This window comes from Neobacillus terrae, assembly GCF_011393025.1.
GTDB classification, from domain to species: Bacteria; Bacillota; Bacilli; order Bacillales; family Cytobacillaceae; genus Neobacillus_A; species Neobacillus_A terrae.
This window is the reverse complement of record NZ_JAAOEO010000022.1, coordinates 22,847-47,986: the sequence shown is the minus strand read 5'-3', so window position 1 is coordinate 47,986 and position 25,140 is coordinate 22,847. Positions and strand designations below refer to the sequence as shown.

23 protein-coding genes are annotated in these 25,140 nt (G+C 39.4%); 13 read left to right on the top strand and 10 right to left on the bottom strand.

What is annotated here, in order from left to right; all coding sequences use genetic code 11:
- Nucleotides 1–4: 4 nt before the first annotated feature.
- Both crcB (G8761_RS21920) and crcB (G8761_RS21915) read right to left on the bottom strand, forming a co-directional pair.
- Nucleotides 5–364, bottom strand: coding sequence for a fluoride efflux transporter CrcB (crcB, locus tag G8761_RS21920; RefSeq protein WP_166030083.1), 360 nt, complete (start codon nucleotides 362–364; stop codon nucleotides 5–7).
- Nucleotides 361–810: a fluoride efflux transporter CrcB gene (gene crcB, locus G8761_RS21915; protein WP_166030118.1), complete on the bottom strand. Its 450-nt coding sequence runs from the start codon at nucleotides 808–810 to the stop codon at nucleotides 361–363. The genes crcB (G8761_RS21920) and crcB (G8761_RS21915) overlap by 4 nt, the downstream gene beginning before the upstream one ends.
- Before the next feature lie 164 nt (nucleotides 811–974).
- Here crcB (G8761_RS21915) and G8761_RS27940 point away from each other — a divergent pair, with 164 nt between their 5' ends.
- The 6 genes from G8761_RS27940 to G8761_RS21885 all read left to right on the top strand — a co-directional run bounded on the left by G8761_RS27940 (nucleotide 975) and on the right by G8761_RS21885 (nucleotide 7,264).
- The gene (locus G8761_RS27940; protein WP_338001015.1) at nucleotides 975–1,796 is read left to right on the top strand and encodes a methyl-accepting chemotaxis protein; all 822 of its coding nucleotides are present in this window, start codon (nucleotides 975–977) and stop codon (nucleotides 1,794–1,796) included.
- Nucleotides 1,797–1,961: 165 nt separating this feature from the next.
- The gene (locus G8761_RS21905) at nucleotides 1,962–2,810 is read left to right on the top strand and encodes a TetR/AcrR family transcriptional regulator (protein ID WP_166030082.1); all 849 of its coding nucleotides are present in this window, start codon (nucleotides 1,962–1,964) and stop codon (nucleotides 2,808–2,810) included.
- A 71-nt stretch (nucleotides 2,811–2,881) separates the two neighbouring features.
- A complete protein-coding gene (locus tag G8761_RS21900; protein ID WP_166030081.1) occupies nucleotides 2,882–4,471 on the top strand; it encodes an MDR family MFS transporter in 1,590 nt (529 codons plus the stop codon).
- Nucleotides 4,472–4,562: 91 nt separating this feature from the next.
- Nucleotides 4,563–4,715, top strand: a complete 153-nt coding sequence (locus G8761_RS21895) for a YpzG family protein (RefSeq protein WP_166030116.1) — start codon at nucleotides 4,563–4,565, stop codon at nucleotides 4,713–4,715.
- A 340-nt stretch (nucleotides 4,716–5,055) separates the two neighbouring features.
- Nucleotides 5,056–6,204, top strand: a complete 1,149-nt coding sequence (locus tag G8761_RS21890; protein WP_166030080.1) for a zinc-dependent alcohol dehydrogenase — start codon at nucleotides 5,056–5,058, stop codon at nucleotides 6,202–6,204.
- A 472-nt stretch (nucleotides 6,205–6,676) separates the two neighbouring features.
- Nucleotides 6,677–7,264 (top strand): DUF421 domain-containing protein, encoded by a 588-nt coding sequence (locus G8761_RS21885; protein ID WP_166030079.1) that lies wholly within the window; start codon nucleotides 6,677–6,679, stop codon nucleotides 7,262–7,264.
- A 35-nt stretch (nucleotides 7,265–7,299) separates the two neighbouring features.
- On the opposite strand, the gene G8761_RS21880 is transcribed toward G8761_RS21885, so the two are convergent.
- Both G8761_RS21880 and G8761_RS21875 read right to left on the bottom strand, forming a co-directional pair.
- Nucleotides 7,300–7,866, bottom strand: a complete 567-nt coding sequence (locus tag G8761_RS21880) for a DUF2238 domain-containing protein (protein WP_166030078.1) — start codon at nucleotides 7,864–7,866, stop codon at nucleotides 7,300–7,302.
- Nucleotides 7,863–8,432: a DUF2238 domain-containing protein gene (locus G8761_RS21875; protein WP_166030077.1), complete on the bottom strand. Its 570-nt coding sequence runs from the start codon at nucleotides 8,430–8,432 to the stop codon at nucleotides 7,863–7,865. Before G8761_RS21875 ends, G8761_RS21880 begins: the two co-directional genes overlap by 4 nt.
- Before the next feature lie 127 nt (nucleotides 8,433–8,559).
- Between G8761_RS21875 and G8761_RS21870 the strand changes: the two genes are divergently transcribed.
- The 4 genes from G8761_RS21870 (at nucleotide 8,560) to G8761_RS21855 (ending at nucleotide 13,056) form a co-directional block, all read left to right on the top strand.
- Nucleotides 8,560–9,405: a GNAT family N-acetyltransferase gene (locus G8761_RS21870; protein ID WP_243450114.1), complete on the top strand. Its 846-nt coding sequence runs from the start codon at nucleotides 8,560–8,562 to the stop codon at nucleotides 9,403–9,405.
- An 83-nt stretch (nucleotides 9,406–9,488) separates the two neighbouring features.
- Nucleotides 9,489–9,983 (top strand): methylated-DNA--[protein]-cysteine S-methyltransferase, encoded by a 495-nt coding sequence (locus G8761_RS21865; protein ID WP_166030076.1) that lies wholly within the window; start codon nucleotides 9,489–9,491, stop codon nucleotides 9,981–9,983.
- 242 nt (nucleotides 9,984–10,225) lie between these two features.
- Nucleotides 10,226–11,614: an amino acid permease gene (locus G8761_RS21860; RefSeq protein ID WP_243450117.1), complete on the top strand. Its 1,389-nt coding sequence runs from the start codon at nucleotides 10,226–10,228 to the stop codon at nucleotides 11,612–11,614.
- Between the two features lie 263 nt (nucleotides 11,615–11,877).
- Nucleotides 11,878–13,056, top strand: a complete 1,179-nt coding sequence (locus tag G8761_RS21855; protein WP_166030074.1) for a NupC/NupG family nucleoside CNT transporter — start codon at nucleotides 11,878–11,880, stop codon at nucleotides 13,054–13,056.
- Nucleotides 13,057–13,335: 279 nt separating this feature from the next.
- Here the strand turns inward: G8761_RS21855 and G8761_RS21850 are convergent, their stop codons facing one another.
- The gene (locus G8761_RS21850) at nucleotides 13,336–14,616 is read right to left on the bottom strand and encodes a cation:dicarboxylate symporter family transporter (RefSeq protein ID WP_166030073.1); all 1,281 of its coding nucleotides are present in this window, start codon (nucleotides 14,614–14,616) and stop codon (nucleotides 13,336–13,338) included.
- A gap of 179 nt (nucleotides 14,617–14,795) precedes the next feature.
- Here G8761_RS21850 and G8761_RS21845 point away from each other — a divergent pair, with 179 nt between their 5' ends.
- Entirely contained in the window at nucleotides 14,796–16,619 is a 1,824-nt protein-coding gene (locus G8761_RS21845) for an APC family permease (protein WP_166030114.1), read from the top strand.
- 210 nt (nucleotides 16,620–16,829) lie between these two features.
- Here the strand turns inward: G8761_RS21845 and uptA are convergent, their stop codons facing one another.
- Nucleotides 16,830–17,414 carry an undecaprenyl phosphate transporter UptA gene (gene uptA, locus G8761_RS21840; protein ID WP_166030072.1) on the bottom strand — a complete coding sequence of 195 codons (585 nt, stop codon included), beginning with the start codon at nucleotides 17,412–17,414 and terminating at the stop codon, nucleotides 16,830–16,832.
- A 164-nt stretch (nucleotides 17,415–17,578) separates the two neighbouring features.
- Nucleotides 17,579–19,183 (bottom strand): mechanosensitive ion channel, encoded by a 1,605-nt coding sequence (locus tag G8761_RS21835; protein ID WP_166030071.1) that lies wholly within the window; start codon nucleotides 19,181–19,183, stop codon nucleotides 17,579–17,581.
- 263 nt (nucleotides 19,184–19,446) lie between these two features.
- Here G8761_RS21835 and G8761_RS21830 point away from each other — a divergent pair, with 263 nt between their 5' ends.
- The gene (locus G8761_RS21830; protein WP_166030070.1) at nucleotides 19,447–20,355 is read left to right on the top strand and encodes a YegS/Rv2252/BmrU family lipid kinase; all 909 of its coding nucleotides are present in this window, start codon (nucleotides 19,447–19,449) and stop codon (nucleotides 20,353–20,355) included.
- A 101-nt stretch (nucleotides 20,356–20,456) separates the two neighbouring features.
- Here G8761_RS21830 and G8761_RS21825 read toward each other — a convergent pair whose 3' ends face one another.
- From G8761_RS21825 to mgtE, 3 genes are all read right to left on the bottom strand, one after another.
- Nucleotides 20,457–20,777, bottom strand: coding sequence for a LapA family protein (locus tag G8761_RS21825; RefSeq protein WP_166030069.1), 321 nt, complete (start codon nucleotides 20,775–20,777; stop codon nucleotides 20,457–20,459).
- A 79-nt stretch (nucleotides 20,778–20,856) separates the two neighbouring features.
- Complete coding sequence (locus tag G8761_RS21820) at nucleotides 20,857–22,038, bottom strand: FtsW/RodA/SpoVE family cell cycle protein (RefSeq protein ID WP_166030068.1); 1,182 nt, start codon at nucleotides 22,036–22,038, stop codon at nucleotides 20,857–20,859.
- Nucleotides 22,039–22,296: 258 nt separating this feature from the next.
- Nucleotides 22,297–23,655: a magnesium transporter gene (gene mgtE, locus G8761_RS21815; protein WP_166030067.1), complete on the bottom strand. Its 1,359-nt coding sequence runs from the start codon at nucleotides 23,653–23,655 to the stop codon at nucleotides 22,297–22,299.
- Nucleotides 23,656–24,297: 642 nt separating this feature from the next.
- Between mgtE and G8761_RS21810 the strand changes: the two genes are divergently transcribed.
- Nucleotides 24,298–25,074, top strand: a complete 777-nt coding sequence (locus G8761_RS21810) for a hypothetical protein (protein ID WP_166030066.1) — start codon at nucleotides 24,298–24,300, stop codon at nucleotides 25,072–25,074.
- Nucleotides 25,075–25,140: the final 66 nt, after the last annotated feature.

Below are 25,140 nucleotides of genomic sequence, written 5' to 3'. Positions count from 1 at the left end.
GATTTTATATGCCGCCCAATTTTATTCCCAAAAATGCAAGCAGTATACCAAAGGTATAGCTGATAATCAGATAGGGTATGATTATATTCCATTTTCTTTTAGAATGTAATTGTATATTTTCTAATTTAAAAGTTGAGAAAGTAGTAAAAGCTCCTAAAAAGCCCGTACCCAGCAATAGTCTCCAGGAATTATCCAGACTCGCTCCTATACATAGACCAAGTAAAAAGGAGCCTAATAAATTTACTGTAAGGGTTGCGATGGGAAACACTGAAGGGAATGTACTTTTGATAAAATTACTGACACCAAAACGAGACATTGCACCCAAAAAACCTCCAATAGCAACCAAAGATAGATTAAAGATCATTCTTCACTCACCCTGCCAATCTTGCTTGTCAACCCCGTTCGATAGCCTGCCCAGGAAAAGAATAGTCCGCCCCATAGACTTACTAGTACATATAAAATAGCAATGCCCCATTTAGAATCAGTGATTAAATCTACTGTTTCCACGCTAAAGGTTGAAAAGGTAGTAAAGGAACCGATCATTCCGGTACCTAAAGCTGTGATTAAATAAGGGTGCAGAGATTTTATTTTCGGCAAAAAGGTAGTAAACCAGCCAAGGATAAAGCAGCCAAGCATGTTTATTAAAAAGGTAGCCATTGGAAAATCATAGACCCACCAGTGAGGGGAGTAAAAGCTGATTAAATAACGCAAAAGAGCTCCGATTATTCCCGCAAGCCCCACTAAGAAATACCTCAATAGTTTCACCTGTCCTCTAAAAAACTCCTGCCGGGTATTTTTGGCAGGAGTCATTACGTTTCGATCCTGAATGAGAAACTCCATCGCCTTTTCCATCCGTTTAATAGGATTATTTTAGCGTATAGATATTTTTTTGCCAAATCGGCAGTATTCATTTTTCCTAACAATAACCGATATAATTGGAAGAATCATTTATATCGGGATGGAGAGTTGGCCTCGTGTTAAACAATATTAATTCATTAGATAATCTAATATCTTTAATACCCATTATAAAAGTGGCGGTACCGGTTGACTTATCCATCGCTATTTGTGACATGGAAAAGTTTATTGCTTATTTTCCTGGTGATAACATTAATTTAAAAATTGAGATTGGCCAAAAATTAAATAAGGATGAACCGCTTTCTCAGGTTCTAAGAACGCATAAGGCGTTAAAGGCAGATGTACCTGCTGATTTTTATGGTTTCGAGTTTACGGGGACAGCGGTACCTCTGCATGGCCAAAACGGAGAAGTAATTGGGGGAATAGCAGTCCAGGTCCGAAAACAAACAGAGTTACGGAACATCGCGGATCAAATATCCGCTTCTCTAATGCAGGCGAATACGCAAATAAACAGCATCGCGGTTGGATCCAATTCACTTGCTGATTTTTCACAGGAACTGCTTCACCAATCCCATCAGGCGGATGAAAATATTAAGCAATCAACTGAAGTCCTTTCAATAATTAAACGTGTTGCGGATCAGACAAATCTACTGGGATTAAATGCCGCCATAGAGGCTGCACGGGCTGGGGAAAAAGGAAGGGGATTTGAGGTAGTAGCAAACGAAATTCGTAAGTTCTCCAAGGAAACGGTTGCCTCTACTCAAAAGATTAATGAAACAATGAGCCAAATAAAAGAAGCAACCAATTTAATGGGGAAATCCATAGAAAAAATCGCGGATATAGGGAAAAGGCAGGCTGAATCTATATCTCAAACCTCTACTTTTATCGAGGAGATTAGGGAGATGGCAAAGCAGTTAAACGAATTTGCCAGCAAACTTTAAAAGTGATAAGCACTTAAGGAGCAGAAATGCTCCTTTTTTTTCAATTTTAGTTGACAATATTTGTGAAACAATCTAATATTGACTGAGTGGTCAATATTAAAGTGACTAGTCATTCAACAGCCGTTTTAATTAGTTAATTATTATCAGGGTAATGGAGGTTTTAAGTTGCCGGAGAAGGAAATAGCTATTGTTTTAGCAGGTTTGAAGCTCTTTGCCCGAAAAGGATTTTCCTCTACCTCTATACAGGAAATTGCTACAGAGAGCGGGATATCCAAAGGTGCATTTTATCTGCACTTCAAATCGAAAGAAGATTTATTGCTCGCTATTATGAAATATAATTTTGATACTATTTTTTCCAATATCTCATTGTATGACGCAAAGGATATACCTCCACGGGAAAAATTTGAAAAGCAGCTTTCTGCCGTTTATGGCACTTTTATTGAGCATAAAGAGTTTTTTATAATGCTTTCTAAAGAACAGGCCATACCAAGGAACGAAGATATAAAAAAGCTGATGTTTAAAAAACATCATGAGATTCAGCTTCTTTATAGGAAGGGGTTAGTATCTGTTTACGGCAAGAAAGCAGAGCCATTTGCTATCGACCTCTCCATGATTTTAGAGGGGCTCTTTCATTCTTATATGAGACTGATGCTTATTGATCAGGCTGATCTTGACCTGGAAGAACTCACACACTTTTTGATGAAGAGGATGGACAGTATGGTGAGGGATTTTGACCAATCCTTCCTTAATGAACAAAAGGTTAACAAAATTCTTGAGAAAGCAAAGCTCCTTCATAAATCCTTTAATATTGATGAAGTGCTCGCCCAAATGCGTAATGAGCTGGAAGGAATGGATAACAAGGAATCACTTGAAATATCTCTTGATGTTCTTGGTGAAGAGGTACGCATGGATGCTCCAAGAATTCCTGTAATAAAAGGGATGCTCTCGAATTTTAAGGAATTATCAGCTTTTGAAAAATATATTAAAGAAATTGCTTCTTATTATATGTTTTGATTATTGACTGAACGGTCAGATTTTTGATAAAAAACTTGACCTTCTATTCATTATGAAAAGGAGATAAAGAGATGGAAATTCAGCAAAAAGGAATTAATACCCGAATCGTCCTGACCGGCCTAATCATCGGGATGTTTTTTAGTGCGCTTGAGCAAACCGTTGTAGGTACTGCTATGCCAACAATTATTTCTGAATTAAATGGTTTTAAAATCTTTGCCTGGGTAACTACGGCTTATATGATTACATCCACTACTATTGTACCTATTGTAGGGAAATTGTCGGATCTTTATGGCAGAAGATTTCTCTATTTGACCGGGACAATTATCTTTGTAATAGGCTCGGGTCTTTGTGCAACAGCTACTTCAATGGAACAATTAATCATCTACAGGGGATTACAGGGTATCGGCGGCGGTATGATCATGCCTCTTTCCCAAACAATTGTTGGTGATATTTTTACAGCAGAACAAAGAGCAAAGTGGCAGGGGATATTCGGGGCGCTTTTTGGATTAAGCTCTGTTATTGGGCCATTCCTCGGAGGGCTAATTGTTGATCATATTACCTGGCACTGGATTTTCCTTATTAATGTGCCATTTGGCCTTTTCTCTACTTTTTTAATTTTTACAGGCTTGAAACACGAAAATGCTCATAAAACAAAGGAAAAAGTTAATATCGATTATTGGGGAATTGTAACATTGATCCCGGCAATTGTTTTGTTGCTCCTTGGATTAACATTCGGAGGAGATAAGTTTGAATGGGCTTCAGCTAAATCTTATATGATTTTCGGAGGCTCGGTTCTGCTGTTGATTTTGTTTGCTTTTATTGAACGAAAAGCGGAAGAACCAATTCTTGATTTATCTTTGTTTAAAAATCGCATTTTTGCAACCATGAATGGTCTGGGATTTTTACTGGGGCTTGGTATGTTTGGAGCCATCATGTTTGTTCCAATGTTTATGCAGGGAATCCTTGGCGTATCACCAACACAGGCAGGTTCTACCATGACTCCGATGATGATCGCGATGATCGCCGCCAGTGTTCTGGGTGGACAGCTGCTGTTAAGGCTGCGCTATCGTACAGTTTTAACTATGGGGATGCTAATTGCATCACTAGGCTTTTATCTGATGAGTACAATGGGCTTGGACTCAAGTAAATTTACTGCATACGCATATATGGTGGTCCTTGGGCTTGGTATGGGACTTGTAATGCCGACTTTAATGATCGCTATTCAAAATGAATTTCCAAAAAACAAGCTAGGTACTGTTACATCAGCGTCCACCTTTTTCCGTTCCATTGGCGGAACCATCGGGATTACAATATTAAACTCTGTTATGAATCATTCGCTTGAAACAAACATGGCAGATGTAGCGGATAAGGCAGCCAATCCAATGGCACATCAAGCCTTAAAAGCTCTTTCTGAAAAAACCGATGTTTTATTTGGACTTTTAATTAAGCCAGATGTATTAAAAATGCCGGAAGAAATGAAAAAATTAATCATTCATTCCATCCAAACAGCATGGTCTGATTCGTTTACAACTGTTTTTTTAACAGGGCTTGTATTTATTGCTGTTGGAATACTGGTTGCATTATCGGTTGGAAAGGGAAGAATTAAGCGGGATAAAGAACTAAATCAGGAACATACATTTAGTCATGAGGCAGCGGAATAAAAAAGGTATGATTCCTGCTCTTATAACAGATCCTATAAAGGATGATGTTCTTTCCGAACATTGTCCTTTATTCTTATCCAGGGGTGATTCGATGAGTTTTAGAGATCAGCTTGATCCGCATTCTCAGCTTTTTCACCACAATTGGACACGGCCTAAACGCTCAAAGTCGCAAGTGAATGGGCATACGAAGATGACTCAAACGAATATTATTTTGAGATCAAACGCTAAAGCGCATCACTGGTAAGAATGAATATGGAAAGGAAGGCCCGGCTGAGCTGGGTCTTCTTTTCTTTAGCTATCAAAATTTATATCCATAAATTTTGAACGCACGACGGAAAGGACAAGGAAGGCTTCGTCAGCTTTGCTTCGCACGAAGAAATAGCATAGCTTTTTCGGGAATGAACTGTTTTGAACGTGATAAGCAAAACTAGGGCATCAGACACTATAGACCCCCCTTTTAATATTTTTTTGAAACGGAGTAAATGTGCTGTTTCCTTTAGTCCTTTTTTAAAAGTTCCAGTTTTCTAACATATTAATAAAGCGAACGGGTATAGAAAAGTATTCTATTTTTTAGGAGGTTGAGTATGAAGGCAGTAACATTCCAAGGTGCAAAGGATATGCAAGTTAAAGAGGTTGATGATCCAAGGCTCGAAAAAAAGGATGATATTATTGTAAAAATTACTTCGACAGCAATATGTGGTTCAGACCTCCATATTTATAATGGAGCCATGCCAACCCGCCATGGCTACGTTGTTGGCCATGAGCCTATGGGGATTGTAGAAGAAGTTGGACCAGAAGTGACAAAGGTGAAAAAAGGCGATCGTGTCGTCCTGCCGTTTAACATTTCATGTGGACAATGCTATTATTGCCAGCATGACATGGAAAGCCAATGTGATAATTCCAATCCGGATAATCCAATTCCAAACGTGGATAGCGGGGGATATTTTGGATTTACGGAAAGATACGGAAACTACCAGGGCGGACAAGCAGAATATTTGCGTGTACCATACGGAAATTTTATGCCCTTTGTAATACCGGAATCCTGCGAACTTGAGGATGAGGCACTTCTTTTTATGTCGGACGTTTTACCAACAGCTTATTGGAGTGTTGAAAATGCAGGTGTATCAAAAGGATCGACAGTAACAGTGCTTGGCTGCGGGCCGGTTGGATTAATGGCCCAAAAGTTTGCCTGGATGAAAGGTGCAAAGAGGGTAATTGCTGTAGATAACCTTCCGTATCGCTTAAATCATGCCAAAAGAATGAATAATGTGGAAATCATTAATTTTGAGGACTATGATGATGCGGGACTTTATATAAAGGAAATAACCAATGGCGGTACTGATATTGTCATTGACTGTGTAGGAATGGATGGAAAAAAATCAGCAGTAGAAGCAATCGAGCAAAAACTAAAACTGCAGGGCGGAACTTTAAGTGCTATTGATATTGGGCGAAAAGCTGTCAGGAAGTTCGGAACAATGCAGTTAACGGGGGTATATGGTGCAAGATACAATGCGTTCCCGCTAGGTAATATTTTTGAAAGAAACATTACTATAAAAACCGGACAGGCTCCAGTCATTCATTATATGCCGATGTTGTTTGAAAAAATAATGGCCGGTGAATTCGATCCGACTGAAATCATAACACACCGAATGCCTCTTGATCAGGCGAGTGAAATGTACAAGACTTTCTATGAACATGAGGATGAGTGCATTAAGGTTGTCCTGAAACCATAATTTATTCCAAAAAACGCCTGTTAAAGGCGTTTTTTAATGGTTAAGAAAGTATAAGGTTTTACCTTTTAAATTGTCTAGCTGCAGCGCCCAGCGAGTTTTCATCCCTGTAAAGCTTCCTTGAGTATCTTGCATCAAGTATGACCTTTAGGTGATACTTGGTGCAGCTAGTGTCCATCCCGCTTCTCCCTACGATAAGTCAACATCGAAATGCTTTGCATTTCGTGTATCCTTTATCTCAGTCGAAGTTGAGGCCCGCAGGACGCGGGTCAGAAAGGCGTTGCCACAGGACAAGGAAAGCTCCGGCAGCTTTTACATCGCACGAAGAAAAGCGCAGCTTTTCGAGGACGTGGCGACCTTAGCCTTTCTTCAAATGGCCATACGTCGCTGAACGGGCGCTTGCGCTTTTCTTATTTGAAGGCTTTTTGCATGAATTGCCGGGAGCTAAGGAGGGGAAGTTAAAAAGGGTGATGATATGAAATTGGTTTTAGACGCGATTATTCTATATGTTGTGAGTACCATTTTATTAAGAATAGCCGGAAGGAAATCAATTGCCCAGATGACACTGGCCCAAACAGTTGTAATGGTGTCGATTGGAACTATCATAGGCAATCCAATTGCAAAGGATGGTGTCCTTGATGCCTCTATTGCTACCGGCGTGTTTGTAGGGTCCCTTATTCTTCTTGAATATCTCCAATTTAAATTCAATTTTTTTGAAAGGCTGATAACCGGCAAATCTCGAATAGTTATAGAGAACGGAATAGTAAATAAAGAGAGCCTTAAAAAACTTCGCTTAACAGTGGATCAGATAGAAATGAGGCTGCGGAATCAGGGGATTTCCCAGATGGAAGATGTAAAAATAGCGACGCTTGAACCAAACGGAATACTGGGCTATGAACTTAAAGACGAAGCCAAGCCTTTAACCTCAAAAGAATTACATAAAGTACTTGACCAATATTTTAAGGGAAAGCAGCCAAAATCCTCTGCCAAGAATTCAGAGACAAACCTTTTTAACGAGCTAAAAGAGGGATCTGAAAAAGAAAGTCCTGAATACCTGCAATAAAACATCCCCGCTGTTTCAGCGGGGATTTAATTTGTTCAAGAAGCATGATTCTTTATTCTAGTCCTAATTCCTGCCCAGAGGGCAATGGCCAGCCCCCCTATTGTATCAGCAATCAGGTCGGTCATCGTATCGGTGTTGCCGCCCCCCTGCAGTGTCATTCCGAATAGCTGATCAGAACTGAATTCATAGATTTCCCACAAGACTCCTCCCAGGGCAGCAAAGGAGAGAGTATAAAGAAACACAAACCAGGGAGAGACGGAGCTTCCTGCTGCCCGATGAATCAGCCGCTCATAGAGGGCTATGGCCGCAAAGGCCAGGATTGCACCACTGACAAAATGCATAAAAGTGTCCCACCAGCCAAGACCATACCATCCAAGTATAGAACCAAAATACTGGGAGCCCAACAGGAAAATGAAGTAGGAAATAATAATCGGCAAATTAAACTCTAACTTTAAAAAGACTGCCAAAAGTAGAGGTATGGCACCGCAGGCAATACCCCCAATCGCAACCATTGATTTAAAACTTCCGTGAAAATTAAAGGCCAAGATACCCATAAAGACCGTATAGAGCAAACTAATGAGCATCACGATTATTCTATTCATTTGGCCACCTGCTTTCTTTTTATTGAAAAAAGAGCCATAAGAAGCCCGCCAACTAAGCCAGCAATTAAATCGATCATCGTATCGGTATTACCGCCTCTCTGCATGGTATGGGTAAAGGTTTTATCACCAAGGAACTCATATATTTCCCAAAGAACACTTGCAGTTACCGAGAGAGAGAGCAGATAGAGAAAGAGAATCCAGTCCGATATATAACTTATTGCACTCTTAGGTATGAATAAATTGAAAAGTGCCAGCCCCACATATGCAACGTATGCCCCTTTATAAAAATGGAGAGTGGTATCCCACCATTTATGATGCAGGTAAAAAAGGGCAATGGATCCTAAGAAGGTGGAACAAAAAATAAACACAAAATACCCAATTAGGATAATGTTGTTAAAAGGGTTATGTTTAACACGGAGCAAAAGAAGCGGCAGAGCACTTACTACAATTCCTCCAAGGGCCACCTGCCAGCGTGAGGAGTCATGTTTAAGGAAATAAAATATAAATAGGCCAGCCATTAATAGCATGAACAAACTACTAAGGATGAAATTAAGTTTTCGATTCACTGAGATAACTCCTTTAATCAGTACAAGTACCTTCGAATCATTATTTTTTGCCAAAAAGTCTATAAATATGAATTGCACTTTAAAAAGGAGGAAATCATTCAGCTTTCCAAGAATAGGAATAGTGGATATGAACAGGGGTGAAATGATGTTAACAAAAGAAAAATTAGTTGAAATTAAATCCCTTCAGGAGATTTGCGAGAAGGATGGAGGATTTCAGCTAAAGCTGAATTTTGATATGCTTGAAAGCAGGCCGGAAAATAGCAAGGATGACCTCTTTCATTATGAAGATGGCCAGCTTGTTGGTTTTCTGGGAAGCTATGGTTTTGGTAATAAGGTAGAGCTTTGTGGAATGGTCCATCCTGATTACCGAAGAAGAGGAATTTTTGCAAATATGCTTGAAAAAGGGCTTGAAGAAGCAAAAAAAAGAAATACGGAAACTATTTTGCTAAATGCCCCAACGGATTCCCAATCTGCAAAGGAATTTTTAAAAACAGTTCCTTGTACTTTTTCGATTGCTGAATATCAGATGAAATGGCGTGAAGCTGAATTGTCAGATGATCCAAATATTACATTAAGGCCATCGGTATCAGCTGAAGATTTGGAAGCGGAAGTTCAGCTTGAAGTCCTTGCTTTTGGGTTTAAAGAAGATGAAGCCCGCAAATTTAATAAAAGCATTAGAGACTCCAGCATCGATCAAAATTTTATTATTGAAGCGGCAGGAAAAACGGCAGGAAAAATACGTATTTCTGAATTAAATGGGGAAGCATGGATTTATGGTTTTGCTATTTTTCCGGACCTTCAGGGAAGAGGTATAGGAAGACGTGCACTATCAAAGGTTGTAATAGAGGAAACTCGTAAGGGCTTCCCTGTTTTTCTTGAGGTGGAGGCAAAAAATTCCAATGCGTTGGGGCTTTATGAGTCATGCGGCTTTAGAGCCTACCATTCTCAGGATTACTATAAATACCATAATTGATGCTGATTAAGACCGGTAGGACGCCCAATCCGGTCCGTTTTTTGTTATAATTATTGTTATTAAAGAGAATCGAGGTGCTGGGTATGGCGAAAATGGGCTATGCTATGTATTCTTCACCCAACGGGCCGATATATGTAATTGGGGACGAAACAGGTATTAAACGAGTAGAGATATTTGAAGAGGAATGGCAAACTTTTTCATTACAGCACCCTGATTTAGAGGAAGGCAATGAGTTATGCCTGGAGGCTGTTTATCAGCTGGATGAGTATTTTAATGGAAAAAGAAAAACCTTTGATTTACCGTTGTCAGTTGAGGGGACCGAATTCCGCCAAAAGGTGTGGAAGGCGCTGCAGGAAATACCATACGGTGAAGTCCGGAGCTACTCTGACATTGCCGAAAAAGTTGGGAGTCCTAAAGCAGTTAGGGCAGTCGGCCAGGCTAATAAAGCAAATCAAGTGCCTATTATTATTCCATGTCACCGGGTTATTGGAAAAAGCGGTGATATGACTGGCTACGCAGGCAGCCGTATACCGATGAAAATATTTCTCCTGGAAACAGAAGGCTATAAGCAATTCTAATCATTCGACCGCTCCTTTTTAAGGAGTGGTTTTTTCCATCTTTTTTCTAGTTTGGATAGCTATACATCAAGGGTATTTAGCTAGAAACCAAACAAATAGACAAGCCAGACCTTGGAGAGGATGGAGAAGACCACATGAAAGAAGCAAATATAAGTCATACTCAAAATCTTGGAAAAGTAAAGAGGGGAAGGGCTGAAGCTGCCTCAGGTTTAAAAAGAAGGCTGGGTGCCCGCCACCTGACGATGATTTCGATTGGAGGCAGTATCGGAACCGGATTGTTTTTAGGAAGTGGTGCTTCCATTCATGAAGCAGGTCCGGGTGGTGCACTCCTTGCTTATGGAATAATTGGTATCATGGTTTATTTGTTAATGACAAGCCTTGGGGAAATGAGTACCTATATGCCTGTTACAGGTTCATTCAGCACGTATGCTACAAAGTTCGTTGATCCGTCTTTTGGATTTGCGATTGGCTGGATCTACTGGTTCAGCTGGGCAACCACATTAGCAGTTGAGACATCGGCAGCATCTATAATAATGAAGTACTGGCTTCCGCATGTACCTTCTTTTATATGGAGTGCACTGTTTTTAATTTTTATTTTTACAATTAACTTCCTATCTGTAAAACAATACGGGGAAGCAGAATATTGGTTTTCTATGATTAAAGTTGTGGCGATTATTGCTTTTATCATACTTGGATTTTTAATGATTTTCGGTATTATGACTGGCGGCGGAGACGCGGTTGGTGTGAAGAATTTTACAGCAGGAGATGCTCCTTTCCATGGTGGATTCCTGGCACTGCTTGGCATATTTATGGTTGCCGGATTCTCTTTCCAGGGAACGGAAGTGGTTGGTATTGTTGCTGGTGAAAGTAAAGAGCCAGAGAAAAATGTACCGAAGGCAATTAAGCAGGTTTTCTGGAGAATATTGCTGTTTTATATGCTTGCCATTCTAATTATTGGATTGATTGTTCCGTTTACAGATAAAAGCTTGATGAGCTCGGATATTGAACAGGTAGCAATGAGCCCATTTACTCTGGTGTTCCAGCGTGCGGGTATTGCTTTTGCGGCTTCAGTCATGAATGCAGTTATTCTTACATCCGTTTTTTCTGCAGGAAACTCCGGCCTTTATGCAGCAACCAGAATGCTTTATGTTATGGCGAAAGACCGCCAGGCACCAGCCTTTATGGCGAAGCTGAATAGGAACGGTGTACCAATGAACGCTCTTATTTTCACAACAGCATTTGGCCTCTTGGCATTTTTAAGCTCTTTCTTTGGAGAAGGCAAGGTATTCATGTGGCTGCTTAATATTTCAGGATTAACAGGGTTTATTGCCTGGGCGGGGATTGCTCTCAGCCATTACCGCTTCCGTAAAGCTTATCTTTATCAAGGCAACGATTTAAATGATTTAGTATATAAGGCAAAATGGTTCCCATTAGGTCCCATTCTGGCAACGGTGCTTTGTGTCTTTATTATACTTGGCCAGAATTATCAGGCCTTCACAGGGGATAAAATTGACTGGCAGGGCGTCATGGTAACCTATATTGGCATTCCAATCTTCCTGCTGTTATGGTTTGGCTATAAATTAGCCAAGAAAACGAAATGGATTCCTTTAAAAGATGTTGAATTAAAATAATCATAAAATGCTATGGCGCTCTGTGTGCCATGGCATTTTCTTATCATAGGTCCAAACTGTCCCCATAAAAAGGGGCTATTTTTTATGAGAAAGGTAAAAAATAAGCAGTAATATAAAAACCTCAGAATTGTTATAATGTTTTGCTTTATTGACAGGATAAAATGGCGAATTTATAATCATCACTATGTCTGAAGGTAATGTCGAAACATGTCGATGCTGAGTGTCCTATATCTTCAAGAATTCCAACCAGAAGGAGCGAAACAATGAAATACATACTTTTTGTGGCGGCTTTAATCATTATCTTTTTGCTGGCTTATCTTGTCAGCAATAATCGCAAAGGAATTAAAATAAAGCCCATAATAATCATGCTAATTTTGCAGCTTATTCTTACATACCTACTGTTAAATACGGAAGCGGGACTTATTATTATAAGAGGAATATCCGCTCTTTTTGACCATTTGCTTTCATATGCTGCCGACGGGGTAAACTTTGTATTTGGAGGCTTAGCAAATAAAGGGGCAATGCCTTTCTTTATGAATGTTCTTCTCCCTATTGTATTTATCTCTGTATTAATAGGGATTGCCCAGCATTTACGTATTCTCCCGGTTATTATCCGATACCTTGGACTTCTTTTAAGCAAAGTGAATGGACTTGGAAAACTTGAGTCCTATAATGCTGTAGCATCAGCTGTATTTGGGCAATCTGAGGTATTTATATCCGTAAAAAAACAGCTCGGATATTTACCTGCCCGCCGTTTATATACATTGTGCACCTCTGCCATGTCAACGGTTTCGGCGTCTATTCTTGGAGCTTATATGACCATGATTGATCCCAAATATGTTATTACTGCTCTTGTTCTCAACCTTTTCGGAGGCTTTATTATCGTTAATATTATTAACCCTTATGAATTATCTGATGAAGATGATTTAGTGGTGGTTCAGGAAGAAAAGCAAACCTTTTTTGAAATGCTTGGAGAATATATTATTGACGGTTTTAAAGTAGCTGTGATAGTAGGGGCAATGCTAATTGGATTTGTAGCTCTTATCAGTGCCATAAACCATGTTTTCGGAATGATTTTTGGAATGACCTTTCAAACAATGCTTGGCTATGTTTTCGCACCATTTGCCTTTATTGTTGGCGTTCCGGCTTCTGAAATTGTTAAAGCGGGAACGATTATGGCCACTAAAATGGTCTCAAATGAATTTGTTGCTATGATAGACTTGGGAAAAATAGCAGGCTCATTATCTGCCCGTACTGTCGGAATTGTATCCGTTTTTCTAGTATCGTTTGCCAACTTCTCCTCTATTGGTATTATCACGGGAGCTGTAAAGGGATTAAACGAAGAAAAAGGCAACTTGGTGGCGAAATTCGGCCTAAAGCTCCTATATGGTGCAACACTCGTCAGCCTGCTGTCAGCTGCGATTGCAGGTGTCATCTTATAAGTGTGATTTTTTCGAGGAATTGGCAGAAGCTTTTTAGCAAAAAGAAAACCCACTGGTTATCCAGTGGGTTTGTTCGCTAATCAGAATTTATATTCATAAATTCTGAACGCACGACGGACAGGAAGTCCTAGTCAGGCGAAAGGCACAGGACAAGGAAAGCTTCGTTAGCTTTGCCTCGCACGAAGAAAAAGCATAGCTTTTTCGAGGAAGTGCCGTTTGAGCGTGATAAGAAAAACTAGGGCACCGCCAAAAGACTTGGCGAATGCCAAGTTATTCTAATTATTTTTCCAGTACTGTTTTACGTCCGTTAATCTCATTAAGATAAGCAGCACCCTTATCCTCGTCATACTGCTTTTCCGATTTTGACATAACAATGGCGGCAAGTGAGTTACCAACCACGTTTACTGCTGTTCGGGCCATATCAAGCAAGCGGTCAATACCTGCAATAAATGCTAGTCCCTCAAGAGGAATTCCAACTGTTCCAAGAGTAGCAAGAAGAACAACGAATGATACTCCAGGAACTCCGGCAATACCCTTTGATGTTACCATCAGAACAAGCATCAGGGAAATCTGCTGTCCAATCGATAGGTGGATTCCATACATTTGAGCGATAAAAATCGCTGCCAATGCCTGGTATAATGTTGAGCCGTCCAGGTTAAATGAATAGCCTGTAGGGATTACAAATGAGGTGATTGCTTTAGGACAGCCAAAACGCTCCATTTTTTCAATTAACTTTGGCAAAACAGTTTCAGAGCTAGCTGTAGAGTAAGCAAGAATAAGTTCGTCTTTTAAAATTTTAAATAGATTGAAGATGTTAATACCAAAAAATCTTGCTACTAAGCCTAATACAACTATAACAAAGAAAATCATCGTTCCATAAACTGTAACAATCAATTTACTTAGCGGTATGAGGGAACTAACCCCAAAAGTGGATACGGTTACACCAATTAGGGCGAAAACCCCCAGAGGTGCAAATTTCATAATCTGGTTTGTTACATAAAACATGGCACTTGCTGTTCCCTCGAAGAAGTTTAGAACAGGTTTTCCTTTTTCACCAATGGCAGCAATTCCAAGGCCAAAGAAGACAGAAAAAAAGATAATAGCCAGCATGTCCCCGCGAACAAGAGAGTCAAATAGGTTTGCAGGTACAATATTAACCAAAGTATCAGCCATGCTGTGAGTTTTTACTTCCTTAGTAGTGGAGAGGTACCCGCTGATATCGCCTTTGTTCAGAGAACTCATATTAATGCCAGTACCCGGATGGATCAGGTTAGCAGCTAGCAATCCAACAATAATCGCGATTGTCGTAATAATCTCAAAATAAAGGATAGTTTTACCACCCAGTTTTCCTAGCTTTTTTATATCTCCGACGCCAGCAACTCCAACTATAATACTGGAAATAACAATCGGGATAACGATCATTTTTATCAGCCTTATAAAAATAGTGCCAATCGGCTGTAAATAGGTTGTAGTAGAAGGATTACCGTAAAAAATAGCCCCAACGGCTATTCCAAGTATCAATCCTATAAGAATTTGCCAAGCAAGTCCTAGCCTTTTCAAAATATCATTCCTTTCAGAAAATACAAATGTACTCTAACAAAGTAAATATACCCATAATGTTATTATTTAAACCTAACTGAGTCAAATTAAGCGCATGTTACAAAAGAAATGCTTCATATTACAAATGGAGTATGTTAAAATCAATCGGGATTTCAACTTTGCTTTGGTGGGTGAATCAAATGTTATCTTCTGTCAAGCGACTCTTGATCGGCCGCCCGTTAAAATCGACGGCACTCGGCGAACAAAAGTTAAATATATTTAAAGCATTAGCCATTCTATCATCTGACGCACTTTCCTCTGTAGCTTATGGAACAGAGCAAATTTTGCTTGTTTTGGCAACCATTGGAGCTATTGCATACTGGTACTCCGTTCCTATTGCAATAGGGGTTTTATTTTTATTGGCAGCATTAATATTGTCCTATCGGCAGATTATCTTTTCCTATCCTAATGGGGGCGGGGCTTACCTCGTTTCTAAAGAAAACCTGGGGCTTACAGCGGGTTTGATAGCTGGCGGGTCTCTCCTAGTTGACTATATTTTAACGGTAGCTGTTAGTGTGTCGGCGGGTACCGATGCGATTACATCAGCATTACCTGGCCTTCATCCATACAATGTTTTTATTGCCTGTATCCTTGTTATTTTAATTACCATTTTAAATTTACGTGGATTAACAGAATCAGCTACTATTCTTGCATATCCAGTTTATCTATTTGTTATTGCGCTGTTTATTTTAATAGGAACTGGTGCTTTTAAAATTTTAACAGGACATGTACATGCAGGTACACATATCTCCATTGGAACGCCTGTTCAGGGAATTACATTGTTTTTACTATTGCGTGCCTTTGCATCAGGGTGTTCGGCCCTCACAGGTGTTGAAGCAATATCAAATGCGATCCCTAATTTCAAAGACCCGGCACCAAATAATGCGGCTAAAACACTTATTTTAATGGGATCTTTACTTGCTTTGTTATTTTCAGGTATTACCTTTATGGCTTATTATTACGGGATTTCCCCAAAAGCCAATGAAACAGTTGTCTCACAAATTGCCAAAGGGACCTTTGGCAGGGGTTATCTTTACTTTTTTGTACAGGGTACAACAGCACTGATTCTGGTTCTTGCAGCTAACACAGGCTATTCCGCGTTTCCGCTTCTGGCGTATAACCTGGCCAAGGATAAATACATGCCAAGAATGTTCACCATCAGGGGTGACAGGCTCGGTTATTCCAATGGAATTGTCTCCCTTGGGGTCGCTTCGATTGTACTGATTATCGCGTTTGGCGGCCAGACGGAACAGCTCATTCCACTTTATGCAGTGGGAGTATTTATTCCGTTTACCCTTTCACAAACGGGCATGATTCTTAAATGGATTCGTGAAAAACCGGCACGCTGGATTGCAAAATTAACGGCTAATCTTATTGGCGCCATCATTACTTTTACTGTGCTAGTGATCTTTTTTATCACAAAATTCGGCCAAGTTTGGTCAGTGTTGATTTTCCTTCCATTAATTGTGATTCTTTTTCAGCGGATATATACTCACTACAATGCCGTAGGTGAGCAGCTCAGGATTGATCCAGATCACCCAGCTGTTAAAATAGAGGGAAATGTTATCATAGTCCCAGTAGCAGGAATTACTAAGGTAGTAGAAAACTCTATCAACTATGCTAAGTCTCTTACCGATCAGGTGATTGCTGTCTATGTTTCCTTTGATAGAGATGATGAGAAGAAGTTTGAGGAAAAATGGCAAAAATGGCGGCCTGATGTCCGATTGGTAACAATACATTCGCATTATCGGAGCGTCCTTCAGCCGTTAAGGAAGTTCATTGATATTGTCGAGCACAAGGCAAGTGAATCGAACTACAGGGTAACAGTCCTGATTCCGCAGTTCATGACCAAGAAGAACTGGCATTACATTCTTCATAACCAGTCAAGCCTGTTAATCCGCACCTATCTTTTATATAAAAAGAAGGTTATTGTAGCAACATTGCCATACCAATTTAAAAAATAGATTTGAAGTGTCCTGGAAACAGGGCACTTTTTTTAGTTACTTAGATTTATCAAATGATTGATAAAAGTGGAGAAATGATTGATAAGAGTTAAAAACTGATTGATAGAAATCTAAAAGTAATTGATAGAATGCAAAAACGGATTGATTGAGCCCAAACCTATATTTACAAAAAAGAAGCAGACCCTGAAATTTGGGTCTGCTTTTAATCAATTATTTACTTTTTCTTTTAATGAGGAAGTATATGACGCCGATCACAACTGCGACTGCAATTGTGGGAAGTACATAGGGCTGGGCATATTCTTTAATATTGGCCCAATTTTTTCCTAAAACTTCTCCCAGGTAAAGGAAAAAGATCGTCCAAGGGACAATTGCTGCTATGGTATAGAGAGTGAACTTGCTTACAGGCATTTTTGCAATTCCGGCTGGAATAGAGATCGCATGCCGAACTACAGGGATAAAACGGGCAGAGAAAATCATTCCTGCACCATATTTTTCAAACCATTTCTCGGATATATCGATTTGTTTCTTTTTAATCAATATGTACTTGCCGTATTTCTCAAGGAATGGCCTTCCGCCATAATAACCGGCCCAATAAAGGAAAAGCTGCGCGATGGTTCCGCCAATGGTTCCGGCAATAACTGCACCAGGATAGCTAAACATTCCCTTAGAAATCATATAGCCGCCGTAACCTAATACAATTTCACTTGGAATAATCTCAATCATAAGTCCAAGTGCAATACCTAAATAGCCCAAGTCCGATAAGAACGATAAAACGGAAAATATAAAGTCCTTCATGATCCACCTTCACTTTTTAAAAAATTCAGCCTAAAAAATAAAAAGGCATCCCTGTTTAGGATTTCCTATGAAAAGTGTATGCCACAGTTTTCTATTATACAAGCTAATCCTTGAATTTTTATTAAAAAAGGCTTTGGAAAATTCCAAAGCCTTTAAAATTGTTCTTATTGTATATCGTTAGGAGTATCTCCGCCAGGTCTATTATTTGGAGGGGTTGGATTAATCTGGCCTGGATTCATATTTCCCATTTTTCCCTGTTTTGGAGGAGGGGATTGTACAGAAGTCTGTGAGATCTTCTTATCCAGTTTTGCAAGATATACTGCTGCGAATTCTCTTCCGCCAAGACCAAAAGATAAGCCAAAAGCAAGTGCCAGTCCGCCAAGAATTAGAATAAAGGCAGAGTTTACAATAGATGCTGCCACTCCAAGCTGATCAAGTGCCATAAATATAGAAATGGCGAGGATTGCATATTTTGCCACTGAAGGAAGCAGACGGAAGTGAGGACCCTGAATCATGCCTTTTAGGATCTTTTTAACAACACCTCCAAGGAATAGTCCTGTTAAAAGGATTACTACTGCTGCAAATACATTTGGAAGATAAGCAATAACGCCTGTTGCAAGTCTTACAAGGAAATTTAAATTTAAAATATTTAAAGCTTGGACAACAAATAGTAGTACAACGAAAATTTGGGCAATATAGCCGACCACTTTTGAAATGGAAACTGCAGCGGTGCTTTTGCCAATACCCATTCCGTGGAAGAAAGAATTAAATCCAATTCGGTCAAGAAGCTGTGTAACAAATGTGTTGATCCATTTTCCAATCCATAAGCCTGCAAGGATGAAAAGAACGGCAACAATGATATTCGGAATCATATTTAATACGGTATTCAGCATAGAAATAGCAGGCTCAGAAATACCTTTTAAATTTAATTTTTCAAGTGCAGTAATAACGGTTGGAATGAGGATTAGAATGAATACAATATTCCCTATGACAGCGGAAAGACTTGTCCCAGAAAATAAATTGGATAGTCCGAAACGCTGTACCAGTTTTTCCAATCCAAGTGCCTGAAGGAAGTTTGTAAGAATATCTCTCACGATTTTTGCAACAAACCAGCCAACCAAAACAATAAGTGCCGCTGCAAACAGCTTTGGAAGGAATGCAAGCATGCCTGTCAGCATATTGGAGAAAGGACCGGAAATGCCGCTAATATTAAGGGCAGCCAATACACCCGGAAGGAATAACAGAAGAACTAGGTAAAAAACAATTTTAGCGATTCTGTCGACCAACTGGGAAGGGTCCTGATTTTCTTTTGTTATATTTAATTTATGAAGTCCCTGATGAACCTTTAATGTTTTCCCTGCTTTTCGAATCAGCATACTTAATCCTGTAGCAACCAGCCATGCGAATAAAAGAATTAAGGCTGCTTTTAGAATACTAGGAATAGCTCCCATGACAGTGGAAAGCATTCCGGCTAAAGGACCTGCAATAATATTTAAATCGAGAAGGTTAAAGAAGAGAATAAAAACAAATACCAGCAGTAAATAGTAAATGATTTTACTGATAATCTTCTCCGAGGAAAATTTCTTATTATTGTTGTGGTTCGGAAAAAGGCGGTCGTCAAGGCTCGTTTTTTGTAAAGCCTTATAAACTCCCTTCTCGATAAGTTTTGCTACAAGCCATCCAATTAACAACACAGCGATGGCCATTAAAAAGTCAGGCAAGCGGAAGGCGAATTGATCCCAGCCAGCCCAATAATGATTTTTGCTCAAATTGCTTCACTCCTTAATGGTTTAATATGCAGTCTTATATACCCAGCGTTTTACCGGCTAAACTGTCAACATGACCTCCGATGTGCTGTGGTAACTTAGCAAGTTTCCATGCGGCTAATAAAGGGTAAGGTCAAAATATTAGGCTTCTAAGAACATATATGCACACTTACTTTCGAACTCTCTGAAAAGGACTTTTTTTCAGAAGGGTATCTTGAAAAATAAAATTTTTAAAAAGAAAAATATAAAAGTGGAGGTGAAGAAGCGTGCAGCGATTCAAAAAAGCATTATTAATTTATAACGGTAACGCAGGACAGAAGGATATTGATAAATCCTTAGGTGTTTCTGTTCCAATTCTAACTGAAACGATCGGACAACTATTATTGCTGAAAACTGAAGAACCCGGTGATGCCATGAAGTTATGTCAGGCGTACGGCGAAACAGTGGACTTGGCTATTATTCTTGGTGGTGATGGGACTTTACATGAGTGTGTAAATGGACTAGCTGCTCTGAAAAATCGTCCAGTAATTGCAATATTGCCTGGAGGAACCTGCAATGATTTCAGCAGATCACTCGGAGTCCCGCAGGATATTAAGTCCGCAGCCGAAATGCTTGTGAATGGCGAGATTGTAAGTGTAGATGCTATGAAGGTTAACGATGGGTATACTTTGAATTTTTGCGGGCTGGGCTTAATAACAGAAACCTCTAATAATATAAAAGAAAATGAGAAAGCCGCTCTTGGGAGGATTGGCTATTATTTAAGCGCTATTCGCACCATTCGCAATATGGATCCTTTTAGTTACAGGATAGAGTATGACGGGGAAATTTCAGATGGAGAAGCCGTCATGATTCTTGCTGCAAATGGAGATTCGATCGGCACCAGAACCCTTCCATGTAAGGACATCAGTTATAACGATGGGCTGGCCGATATATTTATTATTAAAAATGCGGGTCTGGGAGTTTTAAAAGAGTATCTATCAGGAGATTTTTCTTTAGCAGATGAAGAGGAAGAGCTGTCAAAGGAAATCCTTCATTTTTCCGGAAAGAAAATAAATATCCGTACCGATCAGCCAAGAGATGTGGATACAGATGGTGAAGTTTATCTTAAAACTCCTCTTGAAATAGAAGTGCTCCAGCATCATTTCCAAATGCTTAAACCAAAGGCGGAAAACTAGAGATTGTCACTAGGTTGCGAAGGCGGCATGTAAAATATAAATAAAGGCTGCCTCTTAGAATTCGTACATCAGCGAATCAAAGAGACAGCCTTTTTATTTTTCTATTTTTCATCGGCAAGCCGGTAGTTATTTTTTTCGTAAGGTTCAGCCTCCGTTTTAGCTAAATGATTCCGGACTTTCAGTTCGTCTTTTTCTTTGCGTAAAGCTTTAATCTCGCGTTTTAGGGCATAAATTCTTCTTGCACCGACTGCCCCCATAATGATAACACCAGCCAATACTGAGCCTAATATAACTAAGATAAGTGGCCATTTTGCTGTTCCCAAAAAATAATCCACCTTAACGGGGTCCACGTTTATTACAGCGAATAATGCTACTAGTAAAGCAAACAGAATGGCAAGGATCAAACTCCCTTGTGATTTCAAGACCTGTCCCTCCTTCCTTAGCTCCAGTTTTATAGTATAGGTACCCAATCCGCTGAGGATGAAACAAGTTGAAAATCTTTTAACCTCTTAAAAAAATCCCCTTGGAAAACATATATTCACGGTGATGGTAATGAATGCTGTAAACGAGCCCCATAGCAAACATATTTCCCATTAATGAACTCCCTCCGTAACTCATAAAAGGAAGAGGAATACCGGTAATGGGCAAAACCTGAATGGTCATGCCTATATTCTGAAACACGTGGAAGGTGAGCATGCTAATGATCCCTGCACAAATATAAGAATTAAAGGGATCATCTGTTATCTGTGCAGTCCGAATGAGATGAAAAATTAACATAAAGAATAGGCCTACTATGATGCTGCCGCCGATAAAGCCATATTCCTCCCCAATTACACTAAAGATAAAATCAGTGTGGCTCTCCGGGATGTAAACCTCCCGTTTGCCAAATCCTTTGCCGGTAAGAAGTCCAGAACCGATTGCAGTAAGTGATTTGAATAAATGGTATCCAGAATCACTCTGGTTATTAATAGGATCAATCCAAGCGTAAATCCTGTTAAATTGATAGGTTTGGACTTTTAGGTATTTTTCTAAAAGCTCAGGCTTTTTAATAACCATATAAAGAATAAATCCCGCCAAAGAGGCACCAGCACCATACAGAGGGGTTATAATTTTCCAGCTTATGCCCGAAACAAGAATCATACCGGTAAGAATAGAGAGAAGCACGAGGGCGGTCCCAAGGTCGGGCTGAAGCATAATAAAGCCTAATGGCAGGGCAGTGACCATGCCCATTTTGAAAAGCAGAAGTATATCGGAACCAAGAGATTTCATGAAAGTATTTTGCTGATGGGACACAATAATACGGCTCAGAGCCAATATTAAAAATGTTTTAACAAACTCAGATGGCTGAATCGATCCTAGATGTGGAACGATGAACCAGCTTTTTGCCCCATTGCGGAGGGGTGCGATACTTTCAGGCGCTAAAATAATTGAGATAAGAAGCAGAATGCCAAAGCCATAAAGGTACCATGTAAGCCGTTGGTATTGTTCACTGTCAAATAACAGGGAAATGAAAATAATTGCAGCACCGGCAAAATACCAAAAAATCTGTTTGATGAAGAAATTCTCATGGTATTGTGCCGCTTCCTGGGCACTGTAAATTGCAGTACAGCTTGCCAAAAAGAAAAGAAAAAGGATTAGAGTTAAGCTCCAATCAAATCTATCTTTCTGATGATTGTTTTCCATCCAAGACACCCGCTCAGTGAGAGTAATATTTTTAGTAAAACTAAAATCCTCTCTAATAAGACGAATGGAACTGGAAAAAGGTTCCTGAATTTTCAAAATGGATCTAAATAAAAAGGGTGGTTTGTTCCAGTCGATTGATTTCAAGGCATTCGAATGGATAGTTTGATTGACCGTTAAGGAAATCGTCCTTCATAATCTTTGCATATCCAATACGCAGTTAAAAAAGCACACCCATTTTCAGGTGTGCTTTACTAATGTTTACGTTAAATAGTTAATGAATGCCGTTGCGATGCCAAAGTAGGTTACCAAGGAAAAGATGTCGTTTAATGTGGTAATTAGTGGACCGGAGGCTACGGCCGGGTCGATTTTTAATTTGTAAAGCAATAAAGGAATGACTGTGCCAGCCAAGGTTCCAATAATTAATGTAAAGAAGAGGGAGCACCCGACAACTGCTCCAAGGACAAGACTGCCCTGCCAGATGTAAGCAATAATTGAAATGAGAATGCCACAAATCAGTCCAATTGTAAGACCGACACCCAATTCACGGGTAACTAGCCGGAGGACAATTTTCTTTTCTATATCATGTGAGATTAACCCTCTTACTACTACAGCAAGTGACTGTGTTCCAGTATTCCCTGTCATACCGGCTATCATTGGCATAAAGAAAGCAAGTGCTACTACCTTATGCAGGGTAGTTTCGTAACCGCTGATAATCTTTCCTGAAACCAGCCCGATAAAAAGCAAAAGGATAAGCCATGGAAGCCGGCGCCAGGCAGCCGTGAGGGCTTTAGTATCAAAATCAATTGATTTTCCGGAAGCGGATAATTTTTCAATATCCTCATTTGCTTCCCTGATTACAACGTCAATAATATCATCAACGGTGATAATTCCGACCAAAACATGTTCTTCATCAACAACGGGAATAGCAAGGAAGTCATATCTTTCCGCCATTCTAGCGACTTCCTCCTGGTCTGTATCTGCGGTTACGTAAATAACCCTTTCATACATAATATTTTGTATGGTTTCATCGGGCTCTGCCAAAAGAAGATCCCGGTAGGACACAACTCCTACAAGCTTACGTTCTTCATCAATTACGTATAAATAATTTAAGGTTTCTGCAAGCTTGGCAAATGCTTTCATTTTACCAACAGCTTCCACAACTGTATAATAATTGCGAATCCACACGAAACGATTGGTCATTAGTCTTCCAGCCGTTTCTTGAGGGTAATTCATCATACTCTGTATAAATGCGGAATCTTCCGTTTTCATTCCGGACAGATAAGAATGGACTTTTTCAGGGGATAGCTCTTCCAAAAAGCTTGCCAAATCGTCATTGTCCATTAAATCCAGGACCTTTGAGGATTTTTCGAGTCCGAGTTTATTTAAAACCTCTAGCTGTTCTTTTTTATCCAATTCTTCCATTAAATCAGCTATCCGATCTATTTTCAGAAACAGAAGAAATCGGGTTTGGTGTTTTTCAGTAAGATTTTCAAAAATTTTCGCCATATCATAAGGCTGGAGCTCATCAATAATGGCTTCAAAGTCTTTTTTCTTATTTTCTTTTAAAGTTTTAATGACGGATAGTGAAATTTGATTCTTATTCATATTTTTAATCAAGGTATCACGCTCCCTTCTTCTGGACAGTATCTCTAATAATATCACTCATTTATGTAAATAATGAAAAATTTGAAATGGTTCAGGGCAAACTATGGTGAACTATCAAAGAATACTTGCTTTCATTATTATTCCACAAGCAGGGTTTGTTCAAAACGTAAGGATTTATTCCATTTCATTAAAACTGACGATTTCCGAGCCACAGTTGTTATCACAATCAAAGGCACATTCTCGAAAGGCGATGCTTTTCTTCGTGCGAGGCAAAGCAAAGGCATCCGCCAAAAAGGACTTCGCGAATGCCAAGTTTTTCTAATCATGTTCGTCGTGCTTTCAGATATATTTATAAATTTTGATTGGCTAAAAAAAGGCCCCGGGCATAGTTCTTTTAGTCCGAGGAAATGTAAAACAATTGAAATAAGTTATTTTTTCTGTTTTTTGGTAAAATAGTTAAGGACTTGTTTAGGACTAATGTTATTATTGAATATCTAATATCCAACTTATAGGTTTTCAAATATTTTTTGGCTTCAGCGCCCGCAACTGGGGGGCCATTCCAGTCAGCAAAGACTTATATCTCTGCTGTCGTGCCCCAGCCATCTGTCCCAAAACGGCCGCTTGCGCTTTTCTTAAGACTGGAGGAATTTTGCTTTGAAAAAGCACAATCAAGAGATACGGGATCTCATCTATGTTCATTTAAATCAAACAGAGCAATATGTAATTTCATATGGCATAGAATTCGAGGAATTTGCCGATGCTTTTTCAGGTTCTTTAAACCATCTGCTTTTATTAAAGCACCGTTTTGATGATTCGGAATTAAACATGCATACGCTTTTACAGTATGCTCCAAGTGATAAAATTAAGAAGCTTGTAAATGACGGCGTTCACGGGTATGGGAACTTTTGCTGGATTGATTTTATAGAGGAAGAGGACTTAAATCAATTAAGCGGGCAGGAGATTGCTGAACTTTTGTACCTGGGACATTTAAAGCACCATTTAAAACCGCCTTTTTATAACAAACTGGGTAACCGCTTTGTTTATCTTGCGCATGACGATGGCTGGTTTAATAAGACTTATTATCGAAGTTTTAAGGATCTATTTACACTGCTGAGTTCGGCTATTGCTAGTAAGATGGGACATTTAAAGCAGGAAAAAACCATGTTGGGTATTAAGAAGAAGCGGACATATCCAGATGTAAATAAAGAAATTCTTCTTTCTCTGACACCATTTATGAAGGAAGGAATCTGTATCTCGATAAAAGACGCACTTCACCAAAGAGGCAAGGTTGAAATTCCTATCTGGGTAATTGGAGACTACGCTAATATGGATGATATGTATGATGAGTATAGCCAGCTAAATAAGAAACAGTGCCATGCTAAAATGGTTTTTGATAAAAAAACAAAAGAATGGAAATTATTTTTGGATTAAAGCAAAATCTCCCCGGCATAAAGGGAGATTTTTTAGCTTAAGAGGAATTATCCGGGAACATCGCAG

What these genes read in the sequence shown, in the direction of transcription:
- crcB (WP_166030118.1), bottom strand. Translation starts at nt 810, where the DNA reads ATGACTCCTGCCAAAAATACCCGGCAGGAGTTTTTTAGAGGACAGGTG.
- G8761_RS21865 (WP_166030076.1), top strand. Translation starts at nt 9,489, where the DNA reads ATGGCGAAAATGGGCTATGCTATGTATTCTTCACCCAACGGGCCGATA.
- crcB (WP_166030083.1), bottom strand. Translation starts at nt 364, where the DNA reads ATGATCTTTAATCTATCTTTGGTTGCTATTGGAGGTTTTTTGGGTGCA.
- G8761_RS21855 (WP_166030074.1), top strand. Translation starts at nt 11,878, where the DNA reads ATGAAATACATACTTTTTGTGGCGGCTTTAATCATTATCTTTTTGCTG.
- G8761_RS21860 (WP_243450117.1), top strand. Translation starts at nt 10,226, where the DNA reads ATGATTTCGATTGGAGGCAGTATCGGAACCGGATTGTTTTTAGGAAGT.
- G8761_RS21890 (WP_166030080.1), top strand. Translation starts at nt 5,056, where the DNA reads ATGAAGGCAGTAACATTCCAAGGTGCAAAGGATATGCAAGTTAAAGAG.
- G8761_RS21880 (WP_166030078.1), bottom strand. Translation starts at nt 7,866, where the DNA reads ATGAATAGAATAATCGTGATGCTCATTAGTTTGCTCTATACGGTCTTT.
- G8761_RS21820 (WP_166030068.1), bottom strand. Translation starts at nt 22,038, where the DNA reads ATGGAAAACAATCATCAGAAAGATAGATTTGATTGGAGCTTAACTCTA.
- G8761_RS21895 (WP_166030116.1), top strand. Translation starts at nt 4,563, where the DNA reads ATGAGTTTTAGAGATCAGCTTGATCCGCATTCTCAGCTTTTTCACCAC.
- G8761_RS21845 (WP_166030114.1), top strand. Translation starts at nt 14,796, where the DNA reads ATGTTATCTTCTGTCAAGCGACTCTTGATCGGCCGCCCGTTAAAATCG.
- G8761_RS21900 (WP_166030081.1), top strand. Translation starts at nt 2,882, where the DNA reads ATGGAAATTCAGCAAAAAGGAATTAATACCCGAATCGTCCTGACCGGC.
- G8761_RS21885 (WP_166030079.1), top strand. Translation starts at nt 6,677, where the DNA reads ATGAAATTGGTTTTAGACGCGATTATTCTATATGTTGTGAGTACCATT.
- G8761_RS21870 (WP_243450114.1), top strand. Translation starts at nt 8,560, where the DNA reads ATGAACAGGGGTGAAATGATGTTAACAAAAGAAAAATTAGTTGAAATT.
- uptA (WP_166030072.1), bottom strand. Translation starts at nt 17,414, where the DNA reads ATGAAGGACTTTATATTTTCCGTTTTATCGTTCTTATCGGACTTGGGC.